The sequence below is a fragment of the Epilithonimonas arachidiradicis genome, assembly GCF_003610695.1.
Classification (GTDB): domain Bacteria; phylum Bacteroidota; class Bacteroidia; order Flavobacteriales; family Weeksellaceae; genus Epilithonimonas; species Epilithonimonas arachidiradicis.
In genome coordinates this window covers 228,857-250,336 of the sequence record NZ_RAQH01000002.1, presented here as the reverse complement: position 1 = coordinate 250,336, position 21,480 = coordinate 228,857, and the positions used below count along the sequence as shown (strand labels likewise).

General features: G+C 36.2%; 21 protein-coding genes. 12 read left to right on the top strand and 9 right to left on the bottom strand.

The window, feature by feature from the left end; genetic code table 11:
- Positions 1-9: 9 nt before the first annotated feature.
- On the bottom strand, positions 10-510 hold the full coding sequence (locus tag BXY58_RS05150; protein ID WP_120212753.1) for an FKBP-type peptidyl-prolyl cis-trans isomerase: 501 nt from the start codon (positions 508-510) through the stop codon (positions 10-12).
- Positions 511-653: 143 nt separating this feature from the next.
- On the opposite strand from BXY58_RS05150, the gene radA reads away from it, so the two are divergent.
- The 3 genes from radA (at position 654) to BXY58_RS05135 (ending at position 4,174) form a co-directional block, all read left to right on the top strand.
- Entirely contained in the window at positions 654-1,997 is a 1,344-nt protein-coding gene (radA, locus tag BXY58_RS05145; protein WP_120212880.1) for a DNA repair protein RadA, read from the top strand.
- Between the two features lie 37 nt (positions 1,998-2,034).
- A complete protein-coding gene (locus tag BXY58_RS05140; RefSeq protein ID WP_120212752.1) occupies positions 2,035-2,604 on the top strand; it encodes an acyl carrier protein phosphodiesterase in 570 nt (189 codons plus the stop codon).
- Between the two features lie 109 nt (positions 2,605-2,713).
- A complete protein-coding gene (locus BXY58_RS05135; protein ID WP_120212751.1) occupies positions 2,714-4,174 on the top strand; it encodes a tetratricopeptide repeat protein in 1,461 nt (486 codons plus the stop codon).
- Between the two features lie 292 nt (positions 4,175-4,466).
- On the opposite strand, the gene BXY58_RS05130 is transcribed toward BXY58_RS05135, so the two are convergent.
- The 3 genes from BXY58_RS05130 to BXY58_RS05120 form a co-directional block, all read right to left on the bottom strand.
- Positions 4,467-4,835: a hypothetical protein gene (locus BXY58_RS05130; RefSeq protein ID WP_120212750.1), complete on the bottom strand. Its 369-nt coding sequence runs from the start codon at positions 4,833-4,835 to the stop codon at positions 4,467-4,469.
- A gap of 66 nt (positions 4,836-4,901) precedes the next feature.
- On the bottom strand, positions 4,902-5,372 hold the full coding sequence (locus BXY58_RS05125) for an Lrp/AsnC family transcriptional regulator (protein WP_027384579.1): 471 nt from the start codon (positions 5,370-5,372) through the stop codon (positions 4,902-4,904).
- Between the two features lie 129 nt (positions 5,373-5,501).
- Entirely contained in the window at positions 5,502-10,160 is a 4,659-nt protein-coding gene (locus BXY58_RS05120; RefSeq protein WP_120212749.1) for a translocation/assembly module TamB domain-containing protein, read from the bottom strand.
- A gap of 5 nt (positions 10,161-10,165) precedes the next feature.
- On the opposite strand from BXY58_RS05120, the gene tsaD reads away from it, so the two are divergent.
- The 8 genes from tsaD (at position 10,166) to BXY58_RS05080 (ending at position 16,691) form a co-directional block, all read left to right on the top strand.
- On the top strand, positions 10,166-11,182 hold the full coding sequence (gene tsaD / locus BXY58_RS05115) for a tRNA (adenosine(37)-N6)-threonylcarbamoyltransferase complex transferase subunit TsaD (RefSeq protein WP_120212748.1): 1,017 nt from the start codon (positions 10,166-10,168) through the stop codon (positions 11,180-11,182).
- A gap of 35 nt (positions 11,183-11,217) precedes the next feature.
- On the top strand, positions 11,218-11,565 hold the full coding sequence (locus tag BXY58_RS05110; protein ID WP_120212747.1) for a hypothetical protein: 348 nt from the start codon (positions 11,218-11,220) through the stop codon (positions 11,563-11,565).
- 62 nt (positions 11,566-11,627) lie between these two features.
- Entirely contained in the window at positions 11,628-12,401 is a 774-nt protein-coding gene (locus BXY58_RS05105) for a hypothetical protein (protein ID WP_120212746.1), read from the top strand.
- A 75-nt stretch (positions 12,402-12,476) separates the two neighbouring features.
- Positions 12,477-12,893, top strand: a complete 417-nt coding sequence (locus BXY58_RS05100; RefSeq protein ID WP_120212745.1) for a hypothetical protein — start codon at positions 12,477-12,479, stop codon at positions 12,891-12,893.
- 75 nt (positions 12,894-12,968) lie between these two features.
- A complete protein-coding gene (locus BXY58_RS05095) occupies positions 12,969-13,850 on the top strand; it encodes a DUF808 family protein (protein ID WP_120212744.1) in 882 nt (293 codons plus the stop codon).
- 137 nt (positions 13,851-13,987) lie between these two features.
- A complete protein-coding gene (locus tag BXY58_RS05090; RefSeq protein WP_120212743.1) occupies positions 13,988-14,737 on the top strand; it encodes an RsmE family RNA methyltransferase in 750 nt (249 codons plus the stop codon).
- Between the two features lie 81 nt (positions 14,738-14,818).
- Complete coding sequence (locus BXY58_RS05085; RefSeq protein ID WP_120212742.1) at positions 14,819-15,403, top strand: DUF1572 family protein; 585 nt, start codon at positions 14,819-14,821, stop codon at positions 15,401-15,403.
- Positions 15,404-15,569: 166 nt separating this feature from the next.
- Complete coding sequence (locus BXY58_RS05080) at positions 15,570-16,691, top strand: NAD(P)/FAD-dependent oxidoreductase (protein ID WP_120212741.1); 1,122 nt, start codon at positions 15,570-15,572, stop codon at positions 16,689-16,691.
- A gap of 2 nt (positions 16,692-16,693) precedes the next feature.
- On the opposite strand, the gene BXY58_RS05075 is transcribed toward BXY58_RS05080, so the two are convergent.
- The 5 genes from BXY58_RS05075 to BXY58_RS05055 form a co-directional block, all read right to left on the bottom strand.
- Complete coding sequence (locus BXY58_RS05075; RefSeq protein WP_120212740.1) at positions 16,694-16,984, bottom strand: type II toxin-antitoxin system RelE/ParE family toxin; 291 nt, start codon at positions 16,982-16,984, stop codon at positions 16,694-16,696.
- Positions 16,974-17,189 carry a hypothetical protein gene (locus tag BXY58_RS05070; RefSeq protein WP_120212739.1) on the bottom strand — a complete coding sequence of 72 codons (216 nt, stop codon included), beginning with the start codon at positions 17,187-17,189 and terminating at the stop codon, positions 16,974-16,976. The genes BXY58_RS05075 and BXY58_RS05070 overlap by 11 nt, the downstream gene beginning before the upstream one ends.
- Positions 17,190-17,220: 31 nt before the next feature.
- Positions 17,221-17,880, bottom strand: a complete 660-nt coding sequence (locus tag BXY58_RS05065) for a TrmH family RNA methyltransferase (protein WP_120212738.1) — start codon at positions 17,878-17,880, stop codon at positions 17,221-17,223.
- 370 nt (positions 17,881-18,250) lie between these two features.
- Positions 18,251-20,038 (bottom strand): membrane protein insertase YidC, encoded by a 1,788-nt coding sequence (yidC, locus tag BXY58_RS05060; RefSeq protein ID WP_120212737.1) that lies wholly within the window; start codon positions 20,036-20,038, stop codon positions 18,251-18,253.
- A 171-nt stretch (positions 20,039-20,209) separates the two neighbouring features.
- Complete coding sequence (locus tag BXY58_RS05055; protein WP_120212736.1) at positions 20,210-20,560, bottom strand: winged helix-turn-helix transcriptional regulator; 351 nt, start codon at positions 20,558-20,560, stop codon at positions 20,210-20,212.
- Positions 20,561-20,662: 102 nt separating this feature from the next.
- On the opposite strand from BXY58_RS05055, the gene BXY58_RS05050 reads away from it, so the two are divergent.
- A complete protein-coding gene (locus tag BXY58_RS05050) occupies positions 20,663-21,406 on the top strand; it encodes an SDR family oxidoreductase (RefSeq protein ID WP_120212735.1) in 744 nt (247 codons plus the stop codon).
- The last annotated feature ends 74 nt before the right edge of the window (positions 21,407-21,480 follow it).

The window sequence follows — 21,480 nt, the reverse complement described above, 5'->3', positions numbered from 1 at the left end:
TTATTTTTATTAATGTCCAGAATGACCGTCCGGTCCGTGAGCGTGGCCGTGTGCCAGCTCTTCTTCTGTTGCAGGACGTGCATTAAGGATTTCCACATCAAAAAACAATGGTCGTCCGGCCATAGGATGGTTAAGATCCACAACTACAGCTTCTGGAGTTACTTCCAAAACTACCGCTTGGAAATTATTCCCCTGGTTGTCAGACAACGGCAAGATAGCCCCAACCGGTGGCAGTTCCTGGCCTTGGAACATATCAACGGGCAATTGTGTAACAGCCTGTGGATCTCTTTCTCCGTAACCCTCATTTGGTGCGATTTCGAAAGAAGTTGTGTCGCCAATAGCCAGATTTTTGATTTCCTCTTCAAATTTTGGAATCATCATTCCTACGCCATAAAGAAAAGTCAAAGGATTTTCTACAGAAGTTTCTTCTACAAAAAGCTTCTCTCCATTCTCATCATTCGTATGCAGAACATATTTTAAAGTTACAACCTGATTTTTGTCTAATGCCATTTTTAATTATTTAAGTTATTTACATCATCAATTATGATGTATCGTGAACAAAATTAAGCTTTTGAAAATTAAGAGCTGATGATTTACAACAAAACTTGTTTTTTAATATTTTCTTTTCGAAAAAAAATCTGGAACTTAGCAGAATGGCAAAACTCAAAACTCAATATTTCTGTCAGAACTGTGGCGCACAATATTCCCAGTGGCACGGGCAATGCAAAACCTGTGGCGAATGGAATACGCTTGTGGAAGAAATTGTAGAAAAATCAACAAAATCTGTTGTAACAAAATCCAAATCTTCCATTATTAATATCATCGAAGTTGAAACCAATGAAGAACCAAGAATCAAAACACCTTCCGAAGAACTGGACCGCGTTTTGGGTGGCGGCATTGTTCTGGGCTCGGTCACATTAATTGGTGGCGAACCCGGAATTGGAAAATCAACACTCCTTCTTCAGTTGGCTTTGAAGATGAAGAAAAAAATTCTTTATGTTTCTGGGGAAGAAAGCGCATCACAAATCAAGATGAGAGCCGACCGATTAGCCGAAGTCAAAAATCCAAATTGTTTCCTGTTTACTGAAACGAATGTTGAAAAAATCTTGCACGAAGCCAAAAAACTTCAGCCGGATTTTATGATTATCGATTCCATACAGACGCTTCAATCCCAATTGATAGAAAGTTCGCCCGGAACGGTTTCACAAATCAGGGAATGTTCCAACGAGATTATCAAATTTGCCAAAGGAAATAACATTCCTGTGTTCTTGGTTGGTCACATTACCAAAGATGGACAAATTGCCGGACCAAAAGTTTTGGAGCATATGGTAGATGTGGTCCTGAATTTCGATGGCGATAGAAATCATCTATTCAGATTACTTCGAGCGAATAAAAACCGTTTTGGATCTACTGCGGAAATCGGGATTTATGAAATGATTTCGCAAGGTTTGAAAGAAATTAAAAATCCATCCGAAGTTTTAATCACTAAAAAATTCGAAGAACTATCCGGTAACTCTGTAGCAGTGACTTTGGAAGGTAATCGTCCAATGTTATTGGAAATCCAGGCGTTGGTTTCTACGGCGGTTTACGGAACGCCACAAAGAAGTTCGACAGGATTTGATTCCAAAAGGCTCAACATGCTATTGGCCGTTTTGGAAAAAAGAGCAGGTTTCCAACTTGGTGCGAAAGATGTTTTCCTTAATATTACAGGCGGAATTAAAACAGACGATCCAGCTTTGGACTTAGCAGTTGTGGCCTCCATTTTGTCGAGTAATGAAGATATTGCCATTTCTGAACAATATTGCTTTGCAGGAGAAATTGGACTGAGTGGCGAGATCCGTCCCGTCGCCCAAATTGAACAAAGAATTACTGAAGCTGAAAAATTGGGTTACGAAAAGATTTTTGTCTCAAATCTGAATAAAATTCCTAAGCGCAAATTCGGAATCAAAATTGAAGAAATCAGTAAAATTGAAGATTTTGTAGAATTATTATTCTAAATTTATTTCTGAAAGTTATAACCCAAATCAGTTTACATTGAATTATCTCGCTCATTCTATTCTATCCTATACCGACGGACAAATCGTTGGAAATATGATCGCAGATTTTATCAAAAACAATGAGCGGGAAAATTTTCCATTAGAAATCCAGGAAGGTATCAGGCTGCACAGATTCATCGATACGTTTACAGATTCTCACCCGGCTGTTTCGGAAGCCAAGAAGATCTTCAGTCCTTTGGTGAGATTATATTCGGGTGCTTTTGTTGATGTGGCTTTTGATTATTTTGTAGCGCATTATTATCCTGAGAACGAACTGAAACAGCATTCTTCGAAAATCTACAAAACCCTGTGGCAAAATGAAAAATGGCTGCCTGAAAGTTATAAAAGAATGCTGGTGAGAATGGAGCAAGATGATTGGCTTACGAACTACAGAACAGATCGCGGCATCCAATTCAGTATGCAGAATGTTCTGAACAAAGCCAAATATCTGGACAAAGATATCCCGGTTTTTGATGTATTCCTGAAAAACAAACAACACTTACAACTCTGCTTTGATCAATTCTTCCCCGAAATTTTGATCGTTACCCAACAAGATTTTAAATTATAATACGAGTCATTACGTATTTCTTACCAATTTGCTACTAAACTGTTCATAAAATAACCAATTGTATTAATTATATTTGAATTTTTAATACTTTTGGGGTTCGGTTTGAGCTGTGGATTTTCAAAAAAAATTATTAATATTCTCTCTTTTATTTTCGTTTCTATCGGAAGCGGATGCGCAGCAATATACCCCTAAAAAAATCGACAGTTTAATTGCCGCAACTTTCCGCTTGGCAGATCGCAACGAGGCACTTAAAATCAGTAACAAGACCTATAAAGCTTCTGAAGAAATAGGTTATTATCTTGGAAAAGCCAAATCTTTGAAGTCTGATATCAGTTCTTACCTTGGGCTCGGTGAACAAGAAAAAGTCCTGGTATCTGCTGATATGCTGTATGATCTTGCTAAAAAAGAAAACGATGACTATCATTGTTCACAAGCCTACATTGCCAAAACAATAGCCTACGCTTATCTTGGCTTTTTCGAAAAAGCTTTGAAAACCAGTGAAAAGGCAGAACAGTTTAGCAAAAAAATAAAAGACAACGATGATCTTTACAGCTCACTTGGCCAGATCTATGCAGGCAGATCGGAAATCCTTAATCTACAATATGCCGAGCCGCAAAGTACCTTGAAGTATGATTTGCAAAGCATCGAGTATTTTAAGAAAATCAAAAACAAAACTAAGCGGAACAATTGGCTTTCATCACAATATTCAAGTATTGGCAACACATATATCGATCTTGATGATTACAAGCCAGCGCTTTATTACAACCGAAAAGCTTATGAACTCGGCAAACAGGAAAATGACTCAATCAACCAGGCTTTTGGATTGTTCGGATTGGCTAACACATATTTGGAGATGAATCAAAGCGACAGCTCTATCCACTATTACAAACGAGCTTTGCCCATCTTCGAAAAAGCAAATGACATCTACCGTCTACAGTATATCTACGACGATTTAGCGCTTATCTATGAGCAGATGGGAGATGATAAAATCTACTCTTATTACACCAAAAAATCGAGAGAACTGGCTGACATCATTCGTAAGAAAGAGAGACTGGAAACCAACAAAGTTTCGAATAGCATCATAGAAGAAGAAAAAGAAAGCTGGTATCAGAATCTGTATATCTTTATCGGAAGTATTGTCCTGCTTGCCGTGGTATTCTTCTTTTTTACCATTAAGTATTTTAAAAGCTATAAAGAAGAAAAGGAGCAAAAGGAAAACATAGAGGATGATCTGATTGAAAAAGAAGAGGAACTGAACAATCTGGAACTGAAAGTGAACGATGCTTTTGCTGAACTTTTGGAATTGGCCAAAAGCAACGATTCATCTTTCCTCAGCCGATTCAAAGAAGTTTATCCTTTTTTCTATAATAAATTAATTACCAATTATCCGGAACTTACAACCGGGCAATTACAATTCTGTGCATTACTAAAACTTAATTTCACAACAAAGGAAATTGCACATTACAACAATATCTCTGTCCGAAGTGTTGAAACCAGAAAAAACAGATTGAGGAAACAACTCGGCATCTCCTCTGATATCGATCTCAATAAGTGGATGATGGATTTTTAAAAACTGTTAAAACACAATACTCAAAATATTATCAATCAGCTATTTGTAAATCTGGCGTATTAATGTAGTAGCTTGTTTTTTGCAAGATATACTGCTAAATAACAATCTTTGCCTCGCAAAACAATAACAAAATTATTCGTTCCTTAGATTCTGAAGGCACACAAGATGAACCATAAACGCTGTTGACAATAACAGATTCCTATCAGCCAAATTTTTCATTGAATTATATCAAAATGCTGATAATTACGCTCTGGGTTTTCTGGGGCTTTTTTATTTTTAGTCTTCCATCAAATTACTTCAAAATATTCCAGCGCGGAATGACAGCAATTAGCCCAATACCAACAAACAGGAATAAAACAGTAATATCAGAATACAGATAAGTACTCAGGAAGTAATTATGCAGGCTGAAGTGAAGCAATACAAAAACAGGAAAAAGAACAACACCTAACTTTCTAAAGAATAGAATCAACAGCCAACTGAAAAGAACCAGAAAATCAACACCCAGAGTGTAGTAGAAAAATCCTCTTGGGATATTAAGCGACTGATGCTGGGAATATTCGGCTAGATCGGTATTGATACTTAAAATAAAGACCAAGAGTATAAGTCCGAAAATGATGTAATAATCCTTATTATTTTTATAACTTCTATCCACTGAATTCATCGCATAAAAGTACAAAAAAAGAGCTTACAAAATAAGCTCTTTCCTATAGAAATCTCTATTAACTAACTATATGCTAACCGCATTGATAAGACGGTTTTTGTCACTGATGTACTCCTCCATAGAGATCATACTTTCAGTTCTCATCACATCCTGGATGTCATCAATCTGATAGATGATTCTTTTAGCATCTTCCGTATTTTTTGCTTTCATTTTACAGAAGATATTATATTTTCCAGATGTTACGCTTGCTTCTACGACATTCGGGATCAAAGCTAACTGCTTCAGAACCTCTTGTGTATGATTTGACTTTGTAAGTAAAATACCGATAAACGCTGTGAAATTGTAGTCTAGCTTACCGTAATCGATGTTAAGAGAAGAACCTAAGATAATCCCGGCATCTTCCATTTTTTTAACTCTTACGTGGATTGTCCCTGCAGAAACGTCCATTTGTTTAGCAATTTCTGTAAAAGGCATTCTTGTATTTTCAACTAAGAAATCAAGGATCTTTTTATCGATATCGTCTAATTGATAGTTCATTGTATGATTTTATTGTTTATTTAAAATATATCTAATTTTTTTGCAAATTTAAAAAAAATTATTTAAATAAAAACCAATATTAAAAGATTAACACCTTTTAACAAAATCTTCAATTCACTATGATAATTATCATTTATTAGGCTTGTTTTTTACAGAATCAATTTTATTTGTCTCTATAGAGATTGTGTCAGATTTTAACTTTTCTCGCTTTTTGAACAATCCTCGGAAAGTATTGAAACTTTTACTATAAACCACACCTACACCATAACTTTGGTTAGCGCCTGCTCCGCCCGCAGTTGTCAGAAGTCCGATATTGGAAGGCTTGGAATAAGCTCTCAGCAACCTGCTGCCATTGTTATTTCTACTCCAGTCATACTCCACGATTCCTTCTACAGAAAGATAATTAGAATTGGTATTTTCAGTTCTGGAAATAGGAACTCCTAATCCGGTTTTGAAATTAATTCTCGGAGACAAGGCCAGACTCACATTGGTATTAGCTCTATCCGAAGTATTAGAGTTGGGGTCCCCGCTGATGTAATCCAGATTGATTTGGAACGCACTACTGATGGTATTAAGAACCGACCCTAATTGCTTGAATGCCATACTATAACCCGTACTAACTGCCGTTTGAGAAACATCAAATTTTAATCCTCCGGAATTAACGACGTTAAAATTGTTAAGAACTAAGACAGATCCAAACTGGATAATACGTTCATCCTCATTACTCATCTTGGTTGCCAGAGTTTCCCTCACCTGCGATGAGCCATCTGGTGCTGCGACACCAAAAGAGATCTCGGGCTTAGTCAATGTTCCGGCAATTTTTGTGGTCAGAACCACATTAATTGGCTGTGTAAGACTCATTCCAAGATATTCTCCTGCGTTGGTCACCGTTCTTGTATAATTGGCAGTGATATCAAGATCGGGCGTCATTGGACTTCCGCTCCATTGGATACTGCTGTTTCTGGCGATCTGGAAGGTTCTATTCAAAATCGATTTGGAAACGAAAGTTCCGTTATCAACAGTGTACGTACCGTCCATTGTAATATTACCGCTTCTTGCCATTTTGAATTTCAAATGACGCGCATCGCCTCTTACAGAGATATTACCGACATCATCACCAACCAAAACGTTTACCAGAGAGCCTTTATCAATGGTTACATCAAAGTCAATCAACATATTAGCACCTGATCTTTTCTTTTTCTCAACAGAGATCTTACCTTCATCATCACGCTTTAAGAATCTCAGAATCTTGAATTCCTCGACATTAGCTGTGGAGGCACTATTGAAAGTAAATGTACTGTTGTTCAAAACTCTGAGACCATCATTGGGCGTAGAAATTTCCAGGCCGGAAACCGGACCGCTGACATAGACATCGCCTTCTCCGGTAACCCTTCCCCAGAAAAGATCATTATCATCCTGAGTTGAATTAAGTACCAAAAGATTATCCGCACGCATAATCAGGTTGACACCCAGAGAAGACAACGTTTCAAACTGAATGGAACCAGAAATATTACCTTTAGAATTCTCTCTTCCGTCTTTGATTCCGATGTTATTTAACAGGGCTAAACCTTTTGACAGATTAATAACAGTATCATCAAAAGAGTAATCGACACCGGTGAACATCAGCTTTAGCCCAAATCCTTTCAAAGCAATATCACCACTGTAATCTATATCATTCATCGGGCCTGAGATTTTAAGATCTCCAGTGGCTTTTCCCCGGAAGTTTCCAAAAATCTCTTTCACAAATTGCTGGGCAAAGCCAAGATCGAATTCATTCATTTTAGCATCCAAAGCCAAAACCATAGATTCTCCTGTGTTATCTACAGTTCCTGCAACATCCAACGTATTCTGGCCTAACAGTTCAGAGGATAATGCCTGGATGCTTACGTCAAAAACATTAGGTTTTTCGCTTTTGGTAATTCTTGTTTCAAGATTTCCCATCGCTTTACCATTCATGAAAATATCATTGACATCCAAGTCAACCAAAGGTTCCAGATTGTTTCCGGATTTCTTAACCTGAATGGTTCCGTTGGCGGTTCCTTTGATATCCAAGGCATTTTTATCCTTACTAAAAGCCAGAAGCTTAGAAATATCCAGGTTTTTAACCTCAGCATCAGCCGTGAATTCTTTTCCGGATTTGAACTCCGCATTCTTTACCAGCAGTTCACTTTCATCGGAATAGATTCTCAGATTTTCTATAATGAAGTCTTTTTCCTTCTTCCTATATGTAATCGAATGATTGAGTTCCGGGCTTGTGTCTACGCTCCACGCTACATCATTCAGCTTAACAGTAGTCGGTTCAAAACGGAACACATAATCCTGGGCAGCATTGGTCGTCTGATTGATGTTAACCGCATATTCCTTCATCTGTTTTGAGGTTTCGTCTTCCAAACTTCCCAGTTTGAAAACTGTTCCGATGTGTAAAACCTGCATATTCTCATTATTGGCCGTCAATTTCACATCTTGCAAAACATTATTGCCATATTGACCTCTTTTGATACTTGCCAGCAATTGCTGATTAAGATCCGCCGTATTGACTCTCAAACTAAGACTGTCAACCATTGCGCTGTCCTTCACTTTATTAAGATTTGGCTGATAAGTTGCATCGGTTTCCGCCAAGAATTGTTCAGCTTCGGTCAACTCTTTTTTGCCGGTCATCACATATTTGATTTGAGCAGCGTCAGCATTTAGGATTAAATCATTGGTTGCTCCGACATAATTTCCAGCGACTTTGGCACCATTAGGCAATTCCAAATCCGGAACAAAGAATGACACCAAACCTTGCTTCACATCAAAATCAAAGTCGAAACTCTGACCGTTGTAAGTTTTCTTCGGAGGATTACCAACTAAGATTTTATTGACACTATTCATCACCATATTTCCGATATCTTCCAAATCAAACCTACCAGAAATTCTTCCCGTAACAGCTCCAGGCGCATCTACTGAAACAATTCTGTTTCCATTTTCGAAGTAAGCCTTGATTTTAGAATCCGGGATTTGTAATTTCTGAGAACTTGAATTGAGAGTCAATCCTTTGATACTGGTATCGAGATTAACGTCATTCAGATTGGTCATAGAAACTTTCCCAACAAGATGACCGCTGACAGAATTGGTATCACCAGCCGAAATACCGAAATATTTCAGATTAACATATTGAATATTAGCATCAAAATCCGCAAATAATCTTTTGGTACTGAAGTCCACAATTCCTTTGAAATTCCCTTTGACATTCGCATCGTTGGCGTTAACATTTCCTGTGAATCTCCTTTTGTTCAGAACACCATCGATTGCAATATTATTAAGGCTTTTACCCATCAAATCGATATGATTGACATCTGAAGTGGTTTTCACATACATTGTATTGACATCAAAACCTTCACCCTGAACATTGAATTTTCCTGAAATCAATCCAACTTGTTTATTTTTGGTCAAAGCGGTTACATTCAAATCTTTGACATCTACGTAGCCTCTGTATTTTGGACGTTTTGTACTGTAATCAACAAGATTGAAGTCTTTCATCTTCGCCTGTCCAATTCCTGTAATGACATTTCCGGTTGCGAAAATCTGCTTTGGATTCACTTTTACGGAACCATTATATTTTAACCTTCCAAAATCATCCGCAATATTCCCCAACTTCGAAGAAATGAATTTCGGAAGCGAGGCTTTCAGACCTTTGTAAGTGAAGTCTGCAGAAACATCTTTACTTTCAATGAAAAACTTCTTGTCCAAAACACTAGAAATAGTCATCTTTTTGGTATTCAGATTGATTTCCTGGGAACGAATTAAGAAATTATTCAAAGTAAAATCATTTAACGGTCCGTTCATCGTTCCTGAGATATTGATTGGCGTATAATTGTCCCAATCCGGAACGAAATAACTCAAATCATAACCACTGATCTGGCTTCCCGGAACCATTCTCAAATCCCAATTCACCTTATTTCCAAAATCTGCAAATTTGGTCTTTGGGTCAAGATTCAGAATCGCTTCACCTTGCAAAAGAGAATAATTGGTATTGAAGGTCAGATTCCCTAACTTCAAATGTTTTTTAGTCAGTTCAAAATTGGTAGAAAAAGTATCGACGATATGTTCTTTGCCGTAGCGTTTTGTGATAAAATTGAAATTTCTGATATCCGCAAAAACATCAGCACCTTCTACTTTTAGAGAAGTGACATTCAGGTTGACGTTTCTTGCATCCAGCCATCTTCCAGCTTCGCCCGGACTATTTTCATTGACGATACTTGCAATCCCATTGATGATATCGAATTTCATTCCCATTTTAAAAGGTTTTCTTTTCGGATCACGTGGTTTTTCATCATCAAAATTATCCACATACCGGATAAAATTACTGATGCTATCACCTTTATAAGTAATCACCCGGATGGTTGGCTCAATGATTGTCGCTTGATTGAATTTTATATCTCTCGTATTGAAAGCCAAAGCAAACCAGTCAGAAGCCACGCGCATCTCTTTTGCTTTGACAAATTCGTAGCCTTTGTAATCTTTCAAGTGCAGACCTTTGATGGTCACATCACCGAAAAAATTGACATCGATGTCATCGATAGACATTCCCATTTTCAGGTCTTTGTTCAGAAAGTCGATGGCTTGGTTGGCAATGTATCTTTTGGTAATAGGAAGGTTGATAATAATCAATATCAAAGCTACCAACGCAATAATGCCGTAAGAAACGGTGCTGAGAATTCTTAGAAAAAGAGGACGTTTTTTCTGGCTGGCAGGCTTGTCAGTATGTGGTTCTTCGTTATTTGTATTTTTATTTTCTAACTTTGCCATCTATTATGAGTGCATCAATTATTTTAGGTATAGAATCTTCTTGTGACGACACTTCTGCAGCCGTTATCAGCGGTAGCAAAATCCTTTCCAATGTGGCTGCCAATCAGGAAATCCATAACGAATATGGTGGCGTTGTCCCCGAGTTGGCTTCCAGAGCGCATCAGCAAAACATCATCCCTGTCGTAGAAAAAGCATTCTCGAAAGCAAATATACAACAAAATGAGATTTGCGCGATTGGTTTTACCAGAGGTCCGGGACTTTTGGGTTCACTGTTGGTAGGAACCTCTTTTGCGAAATCTCTGGCAATGAGTTTGGACGTTCCGCTGATAGAAGTCAATCATTTACAGGCTCATATTTTGGCACATTTTATTGATGATGCCAATCCTACGCCGCCCACTTTTCCGTTTTTATGTTTGACGGTTTCCGGTGGTCATACAATGATAGTTTTGGTTAAAGATTATTTCGATATGGAAATTATTGGGAAAACCATTGACGATGCTGCAGGTGAAGCGTTTGACAAAATCGGAAAAATCTTCGACCTCGATTATCCTGCCGGGCCAATTGTGGATAGATTAGCAAAAGAAGGAAATCCCGACGCTTTCAAATTCAACAAACCGAAAATGGAAGGTTATGATTATTCTTTCAGTGGGATTAAAACTTCGGTTTTATATTTTATTCAGAAAGAGGTGAGAAAGAATCCAGATTTCATCAAGGATAATATCAATGATCTTTGTGCTTCTGTTCAAAAATCGATCATCGAAATCCTGATGGATAAACTGGAAAAAGCGGCGAAAGAACTCAATATAAACGATATTGCGATTGCCGGCGGTGTTTCTGCCAATTCCGGACTTAGAAACGCAATGGAAGACAATCGTGAAAAACTCGGCTGGAAGATCTTCATCCCAAAATTCGAATACACGACAGACAATGCCGCAATGATTGCAATGGTTGCCAAACTGAAATACGAACGTGGCGAGTTTACGGATATTAGGACGACAGCTACAGCGAAATATGATTTGTAAATTCAGTTTATTTTCATCAATCTAAAGTTGCAGTTATGGACATTGAAAAAGCAAAATATATTATTAATTATTTTTCACATCTCCTTAATCGGGAAGAACAAATTGCAATAAAACATACAAATTCGTGTATAATCCGAGGAGATGATTTCGATAAACCTCAAATAAGAAACATCTATTTGAAACACGGATGGATTACTGAAGACCAAGAGATACTACAACTTTTGCTAAATGGTTATGATAACTTTCAAATTCAAGTAGCAAAAAGAATTTTAGAACAAAATCCCGACAAAATATTTTTAAATAATTGTCCTGAGTGTGGAAAATTAGCAAGAACACCTTTGGCAAAACAATGCAGATTCTGTGGGCATAACTGGCATAAATAAGAAATATGGTTTGTAGAAATATTCTTTCCTAATTTCTTATATTTCAAAAAACATCTCAAATTATGAAATCAATCCTTACTATTTTTGGAATCTTTTTAAATACTCTAATTTATTCCAAATGTGGAAATAGTGGAATAAATGTATTTCCCACTAAAACAGAAATTAATAAAAATTCAATTTTCCTAATTGAAGGTTTTGCATCAAGCCAAAAAATTATCACTTTATTAAATAAAGATTACAAAGTATATCTGCAAAGCGGAAATCAAAAAATTAATCTAAAGGTAACTGAAACACTAGTTGGAGATTTTCAGTTGACTCAAGCCGTTTTAAAACCTGAATTTCCATTAGAAATTGGCAAAGAATATATTTTGAAAATTGACAATCTTCCGAAATACGAAACAATAAATAAATTCTACAATTATAATATTTCATCAAAACCTATAATTTACAAAGTTACCCCCGATGTAGATATTGAGAAACCTATTATTACTAAGAAACCTTATGAATTAAAAAAGTCTTATATTTCTTACGGATGCGGACCAGAGGTAAACGTCATTTTTTCATTTCTTGCTAATGATTCTTCACAATTGTTAGTCAAAACCAAATTCAAAAACTTAGTAACAAATAACATCACAACATATTATATATTGCCAAAAGACAATAAGTTATCGGTTGGTCACGGTATGTGTTCAGGTGCATTCAAGTACGATAATAATATGGCTTATGAAGTAGAATTTAATTTTATGGACTCTTCTGGCAATATTACCAAGTGGGACAATGAAGGAATTAAATTTACAAAACCTACTGAAGCAAATCTGGACGATGAGGAAGAATAATTAAATATTTTCCCAAATGCTACCGCAATTATTAACAACACCTGCGACACACTCACACTAGCCAAATAAATCACTATGAAACTACTACTAGAAGAAAAAATCCTCGAAAAACAAGCCAAAAAAAAATCTAAATATTATTGGATTTTGGAAGCCATCACCGGTAAAACTGAAGCTTCGGTAGAATCTGAGGATTTTGATTTAATCAGTTCCGAGACAGGTTATCTTCAGGATATCAAAGAGGAAATTTTGGAAACCATCAATTCTGAAAATGTTTTCAGCTTTGCTTACGAGCCAAAAGAAGGCGACTATCTTTCGATCAAAAACAACCTGAGAAAACAGGAATATCTCAATCTGATTTTTATTAACAACACTTGGGTAGAAGAAATCTATATGTGTTCTTTACGCGAATGTGACACAGATATTTACACGACGATGAAAACCGGCGTTGCTTTAATCAGCGAGAATGAAATCGCGTTTCAAAACATCAAATAAAAATAATCCACCAATTAACTTTAAGCATTGAATTTTAAAGTTTAAAACTTATTTTTGTATCAAAATAAAAAAGTTATGGCTTCAGGATTCTTTGCAATCTTAGACGATATCGGTGCGTTGATGGACGACATCGCAGTAACCAGCAAATTAGCAACTAAAAAAACTGCCGGAATCCTCGGAGATGACCTTGCAGTAAATGCAGAAAAAGCAACCGGATTTTTATCGTCTCGCGAGATTCCTGTTCTTTGGGCAATTACCAAAGGTTCTTTTATCAATAAGCTGATTATCATCCCAATTATATTTTTACTCAAATGGCTTTATGAGCCAGCAATCACTTATATTTTGATTATTGGTGGAATTTATTTGGCTTACGAAGGTGTTGAAAAAATCATCGAATTTCTTTTTCACAGAAATAAAAAAGGACACGAGGTTGTAGAAGAAAGCACTTTACCAGAAGAAGATGAGAAATCAGAAAAATCAAAAATCAGTTCGGCCATCAAAACCGATTTTATTTTGTCTTTGGAAATTGTGATTATCGCATTAGGAACCGTAATTGAGAAACAACATCCTCTTTTGACTCAGATTCTGAGTGTTTCTTTCGTTGCAATCATAGCAACAGTAGGCGTTTACGGAATTGTTGCTTTGATTGTCAGAATGGATGATGCCGGTTTTTTCCTAATGAAAAAGTCAGGGAACAAAGGATTTTTCTCAGGTCTTGGACAAGTTTTGATTAAGGCTTTACCAATTGTCATCAAAATTCTTGGCGTTGTTGGAACTATTGCTTTGTTGTTGGTTTCCGGGGAAATTTTTCTTCATAATATCGATTATATACACCATTTGCTTCCGGAAAATATCTTTTCGAAATTCGGATTGGGGATCGTTTTTGGTCTGGCTGCGGTTTTATTGGCAACAATTGGCAAGAAAATAATTTCAATTGTAAAACCTGCTAAAAAATAAACAATGTGAAATAGCAAAACCACATAGACACAATAGCTGTAAGAATTTTGAAATAGAAAAGTAAAAATGGCTATTTAGACTTTTTTATCCCGAAAAAACTTATGTGCCTATGTGGTTCAATATAAAATCAATATAAAATGAAACTTTTCTTTGGACAGATTTTCCCTGATTTAATGATTGATTCTGATGAACAACAGCACATCACAAAAGTTCTCAGAATGCGAGAAGGCGAAGAGATTTTCGTAACCGACGGCAATGGAAATCTGGCAAAAGGAAATCTTGTTTTCGAAGGTAAAAAAGTATCATTAGACGTTTCCGAAATCAAAGAAAATCTTCCTGATTTTTCTCCAAAACTTCATATCGCGATTGCACCAACGAAGAACATTGACCGAATCGAATTTTTTGTTGAAAAAGCTGTGGAAATGGGCATCTCAGAAATCAGTTTTATCCTTACAGAAAAAACCGAACGTAAGAATATCAGTATTGATAAACTGAGGAAACAAGCTATTTCTGCTTCGAAGCAAAGTCTTAGATTTCATTTTCCAAAAGTTAATGATTTGACCAAATTTTCTGACTTTATGAAAAACCTAAACCCAGAAAATACTTTTGTGGCACATTGTAACGAAAATCTGGAAAGAATTAATCTGAATGCGCTTCGACCGTTCGACTCCGCTCAGGATGACACGCGTGACAATGCCATCAACCAACAATCAACAACAAGCAACCAAATTACTTTCCTGATTGGGCCAGAAGGCGATTTTTCTGATAAAGAAATTCAGATTTTAGCGGAGAAAGGCATCAAAGCTGTTTCATTAGGAAATCAAAGATTACGAACTGAAACTGCCGGAATTTTTGTTGCTGCTTGGAATTATGATAAAATGTTTTGATTATAATTAAAGCTTTAAAATTTATAATTCCTTTCAAATATTTGAGAGGAATTTTTATATTTATTAAGTAAAATTTTCAAAATGAAAGACTTATTCATTAAGCGATTTCTCTATTATAAAGAATTGGGTGACAAATCGTTCGCTCAGCTTTCTGAAGAACAATTGTTTTGGCAATACAACGAGGAAAGTAATTCTATCGCAATTATCATCAATCACGTTGCTGGAAATATGTTGTCTCGCTGGACTAATTTCTTTACCGAAGATGGCGAAAAAGATTGGCGAAACCGAGATTCGGAATTTATCAATTCTTTCAAAACAAAAGCTGAAATTCTGCAATATTGGGAAAAAGGCTGGAATTGTCTTTTCGAAGCTTTAAACCAAATCACGAACGAAAATATCAACTCTACAATTTATATCAGAGGCGAAGCGCATTCGGTCTTGGATGCGATTTTTCGTCAGTTAGCGCATTATCCTTATCACATTGGACAAATTGTATACATTGCTAAAATGATGAAAAATAATGATTGGAAAACGCTTTCGATTGCCCGAAATAAGTCGGCAGATTTCAATCAGGAGATGCATTCAAAATTTGGTTCGAATCAGGAAAATTCTTCGTCGGTCTGCTTTGCAAAAAGTAACGAAGTGAGAGATGATTATAAACTTTGATTTTAATTGAACACAAAGCTCGCAAAGAATTTGCTAATTTCTTGAAAATATCTTTAAGTTCACAAAGGCATAAAACTCAGCAAAGAAAAATATCTAATAAGCAAAGCGGCTTTGTGAACTTTATGAGTATAAATAAAAAACATTCTGAACTTTGTGTTCAAAAAACATGAGAAATATTAATCCAAGCATTTGGGAAACCGAAACTTTTTACAGAAAACGTGACATTACAATCATTGGTTCAGGATTTACAGGACTTTGGGCTGCGATTTCTATCAAAGAAAAATATCCCGAAAAATCGGTTTTAATTATTGAACGAAATTCTGTTCCAACTGGCGCATCAACCCGAAATGCTGGTTTTGCTTGTTTTGGAAGTTTGACAGAGATTATTTCCGATTCCGAAAAAATGGGTTGGGAGAAAACTTTGGATTTGGTTAAAATGAGATTCGAAGGTTTACAGAAGATTCAGAATTATTTTACTCAAGATGAAATTGATTTTGAAATGTGTGGCGGTTACGAGATTTTGAATACTGAATCAGCTTTGGACAAACTGGATGATGTGAATGAAAAATTAGCTCCAATCATAAAAACCGAAAATACGTTCAGAATCACGAATGAAAAAATCGAAGAATTTGGATTAGGAAAATCAGACTATTTGGTTGAGAATCTTTGTGAAGGAAGTCTACATTCGGGAAAATTATTGAACAAACTTTTAGAAAAATGCCACGAATTGAAAGTCGAATTTCTTTTCGGAACAGAAGTAGAATCAGTTTCAGAAGCTGAGAATGAAATCAAAATAACAATTGATGATAATCTTATTCTAAAATGTGATAAAGTCATTTATTGCACGAATGCTTTCAGTACAAAGTTTTTAGAATCAGAAGAAATCATCCCTGCAAGAGGACAAATTATTCTGACTGAACCTATCGAGAATCTTAAACTAAAAGGTACTTTTCATTACGATGAAGGTTTTTATTACTTCCGAAATTTAGGAAATCAAATTCTTTTAGGCGGTGCTAGAAATCAGGATTTTGAAACTGAAAAAACAACCAATTTTGAAACCACAGATTTTTTGCAAAATCATTTGAAACAATTTCTAAAAGAAGTTATTTTGCCTAATCAAGATTTTAAAATAGCAATGCGATGGTCAGGAATTATGGCAATGGGAATAGAAAAAACACCGATTGTGAAACAAATCTCCGAAAAACAATTTTGTGCAATAAGACTTTCGGGAATGGGTGTTGCGCTGGCTCCGAAGATTGGGGAAATTGTTTGTGAATTAATTACTTAAAATTATTTTGGTCTTTTCTTAGTATCCTGAAGTCCATTGAAAACTGCTTTTACTAAGATTGTATCTACGGAAACTTGATAGAAAACAATATAGGGAAATTTACGCATCGTCAATCCTCTAAAATCTTTATAATAGATTTGAAAATATGGATTTTGTCTTATTCTTTGAATGGTTTGCCCATAATCTTCAACAAATTTTTGAGCTACTTTGTTAGATACTTCTCTTTTGTAATAAGACGCAGCTTCTCTTACATTCGATTTTGCAACAGGAGAAACAATGACTTTAAATGCCATATTCTTTCTTTAACTCTGCTACAAAACTGTCATTATCTTCATAATCCGACAACGCAAAATCATCTTGGTTATCCAATATTTTCTTTTGCTCGTCAGACAGCTCAAAAGTATCTTGCTTTTTCTCGTACTTTGCTCCAATAAGCTCTAAGAATTCTCGAAAAAAAGAATCTTTATTATCCGGTATAGAAACATTATAAATTGTCATAATGAGTATTTTATAATCAAATATACTAAGATTATTGATTCTCTCTCAAATACTTTTCCAAAATCATATCACCACTTGGAATCGAGTTTTTTGCCCAGCGGATTTTCATCTGTAGCAATTTTTCTTCGGACAATTTATAATCGATATCAGATTTTAGCAATTTTTGTTTAAGTTCATACATACAAATGGCGGCCGCAACAGACACGTTGAAACTTTTTGTAAATCCAAACATTGGAATTGCTAAAGTTTCATCAGCAAAGTCCAATAATTCATCCGTTGTTCCCTCCCACTCTGTTCCGAAAACTAAAGCCAAAGGTTCTTCGATTTTATAATCTGGGAGCATTTTCGCATTGTTTTCGGCTGAAACAGCGACTATCTTATAACCTCGGTTTTTGATGTTCTGAAGAGATTCTATTGTTCTTGGCATTTTCTCCACCTCAACCCAAGTATCAGCGCCTTTTGTGACTTTTAGATTCGGTTCAAAGAAATTCTCTTTTTCCATCGCCACCACTTTATGAAATCCACAAGCTTCCACAGAACGAACAATGGCAGCCGCATTTCTGAACTGGTAAATGTCTTCCATTACCGGCAGAACAAAATCTGAACTTTCTTTGGAGTAATGTTCGATTTTTTGGAAACGTTCCGCAGTTAGGAATTGTTGGAGATATTCGTAGGTAGATTCTAAGTTCAAGGTTTTGGATTTAAATTGATGGTTGCAAATTTCGGGATTTTTCTTTGTATAAATTGTAAATTTTTAACGCAAAGTCCGCAAAGATTTTTTTGAAATTATGGAAAATATTTTAAGGTTCGCAAAGACGTAAAACTCATCAAAGTAAGACAAATAATTATGATAAATTATATTTTTTAGACAAATGTTGAATAAAGGCGTCAGCGCGTAAGTGATTGCAGCGGCATCCTTTTTCTGGATTGGCAAAAGCTTGGCAGAAAAAGATATAGCGGAAAGCACGGCCCGCTTGTAAGATTGGCTTTTTGCAAAAAGCCAATCTTACAAAGGGATACGCCCCAATAAAAAAAGCGGTAAAAATTACCGCTTTAGATGTTTATTTCTTTTTGTTTCTAGCTTGTTCCTGTAAACGCTGTTGCTCTTGCGCTTTCTCCATCATCTCTCTCATCCGTTTCTGGAAAGTTCCTTCTTTCTTCGGTTCTTTCTTTTTGTTTTCCTGGATCTGAGCGTGGATTTTCTTCTCATCTAAGATGAAATATTTAATCACCAAGATAATCACGATGTTAATCGCATTGGATACAAAATAATACCAAGATAAACCTGATGCAGAACTGTTAAGGAAGAACAAGAACGTGATTGGGAAGATGTACATCAAGACTTTCATATTCGGCATCCCTTCCTGTTGTGGCTGCTGAATGTTTCCTGAAGTCATAATCGTGTAAATCAAAATCACAATGGTACAAGCCAAAGCAAATACACTCAGGTGATTTCCCAGCAACGGAATGTTGGTTCCCCAACTGATGATATCGTCATAAGCTGTCAAATCCGGAACGAACCAGAAGCTTTTCCCTCTAAGGTCTAACATATTCGGGAAGAAACGGAAAAGTGCGTAGAACAACGGAATCTGAACCAACGCCGGTAAACATCCTGCCATTTGATTCACGCCGGCTTTCCGGTAGACCGCCATTGTTTCCTGTTGCTTTTTCATCGGGTCCGCATCCTTGAATTTAGCATTCACCTCATCAATTTCCGGACGAATCACCTTCATCATCGCACTTAGTTTGTGCTGTTTGAACATTACCGGAGACAAAATCAGTTTCACGATAATGGTCATCCAGAAAATCGCCCAGCCTGCTGCCAATCCCCAAGACGATAACAAATTGTACATCGGCATAAATACGTGGCGGTTCAGCGAGCCGATGAAAGACCAGCCTAACGGCAGAATCTCGTCAAAGTTTTTGTCGTAAGACTTCAGCAAGTCCATATCTAGTGGCATAAAATACCAGGTAAAATCCTGATTCAATTCATTGCCAGCCAAATTAACCTGTCCGTCATAATTGAATTTCTTCAAAAACTCCCCTTCTGGGATCGCTTCCTGATTACCTTTTGATTTGGTCAATCCATTTTTAGCTTCAAGAACTGCTGCGAAAAACTGTTGCTTTACACCAATCCAATTCAGGGTTTCGTCCGGCTCATCCATATCGGAACGGGCATCGTAATCGTAGTCTTTATAATTGTTGAACGCATAAGCAAACTCGGTGTGAGTCTCTTCCTGCGAACGTCCTTTTTCTGCACCTCTTACATTGTAATTCCAGACAAAATTAGCTTTTCCATCATTAACGATATTAGCTAAACCTTGTGTTTTTACCTGAAAATCTAACGTATATTTTGGCTTAAGTGTATAAACGAATTGTACAACAGCATTTCCAATTTTTGAACTCAAAGTCACAGAATTCCCGGAAACTTGTGGTGCAAAAACTAAATCTTTTGTATTGAAAACTTTACCGGACTTATCCGTAAACTGGAAGCCATAGGTGGAATTGTTATTATTGAAAAGATACAATGGTTTTCCACCAAAAGCCTGAAATTTATTCAGTTTAACAGAGCTTAATTGTCCTCCAACACTGGAAAATTCCAAAGCCAATTCATCATTCTGAAGATTAACTTTCTGAACTGAAGTCGGTGTTACTGTATTCGCATTAAGATTAGTAACCTGAGCTTTTGCTTTTGTAGTCTGCTCAGTTTTTTTGGCTTGCGCAGCGAGTTGTTCCTGTTCAGCTTTTGCATTTCTGTTCTGGAAATAGAACATAAAACCGATAAGAATCATAGAAAAAACCGCGAAGCTAATCAGCTGATTTTTGTCTAATCCGTTATTCTGTTGCATTATAGAATTAAGTTTAAGGTTTAAGGCTTTTAATTTGAAGTCTTCAATAATCTCAGACAGACAGTTTAGAAACCTACATCATTTTGGTCTGCAAAAATAGGTTTTATTTTTCAGATTTTGTAATAAAGACGGTTAAGGATAGGAATTACTTTTTATTAATATAGCAATCGATTATTTGCCAATAATAACTTTTCTATGTTCTGCCCCCCATTCCGACAGGTTATTGATGATGTTTTTCAGTTTCAATCCATAATCTGTAAGTTGATACTGAACAGAAATTGGCTTTGTATGCAGAACGGTTCTTTCCAAAAGCTTATTCATTTCCAAGTCTTTTAATTCTTTGCTCAACATCCTGTTGGATATGCCTTCTACATCATTCAGAATATCAGAAAACCGTCTTTTGTTATAATAACAGATAGAGGAAATAATTGAAATCTTCCATTTGCCGCTCAGAACGTCCATTGCATCGTGAACCGCCATAATCTCTTTTTTGTGCTCGTCTTTAAAATCTTTACAATCCATAGTTACTTTGTTACTCAAATGTTACTGTTACTTTTAGTTACAAAGTTACTAAAATATATTCTTATGATATACCTTTGTATCTCAATATTAAAATTTATCAAAATGAATTTCACAAACAAAAACGTGATTATCACCGGCGGAAGTACCGGCATAGGTTTCGCAACCGCACAAGCATTCATCAACGCAGGAGCTAATGTCTGGATTACCGGAAGAAGCGCAGAAAATCTGGAAAAGGCTGCAGCAACAATTAACAGTTCCAACTTAAAAACATTAGTTTCTGACACATCAAATCTGGAAGGCATTACTTTATTAGAAAAAGCAGTTGCGGAAAGCGGAAATAAAATAGACGTTCTCTTTCTGAATGCAGGAATCGCTGTATTTGCACCCATTGGAGAATCAACGGAAGCTGATTTTGATGCACAGTTCAATACCAATGTGAAAGGGCCATATTTCACATTACAAAAACTATTGCCTTATCTACAAGACGGCGCTTCAGTCATTTTCACCTCATCTACCGTGGCTACGGCAGCCAATCTGGGTTCCAGCGTCTATTCTGCAACGAAAGGCGCATTAAACAAGATTGCTCAAATCGCAGCCAACGAATTGGCCGAGAGAAAAATCAGAGTCAATATTGTAAGTCCCGGAGCAACTAAAACTGAAGGCCTGGAAAAAGTAACAACAAGTGAAATCCGAGACCATTTTTCTGAAATAATTGCTTTGAAAAGATTGGGTGATCCAAGCGAAATTGCAAAAACTGTATTATTTTTAGCGTCAGACGATGCCAGTTACATTAGTGGAACCGAGCTATTGGTGGACGGCGGCTACACCACATTTTCAAGAAAGTAGATTTTTTGAAACCAATAGTTAAAAATAAAACAGCTGCGAACAAAATCGCAGCTGTTTTATTTTATTAATAAGTA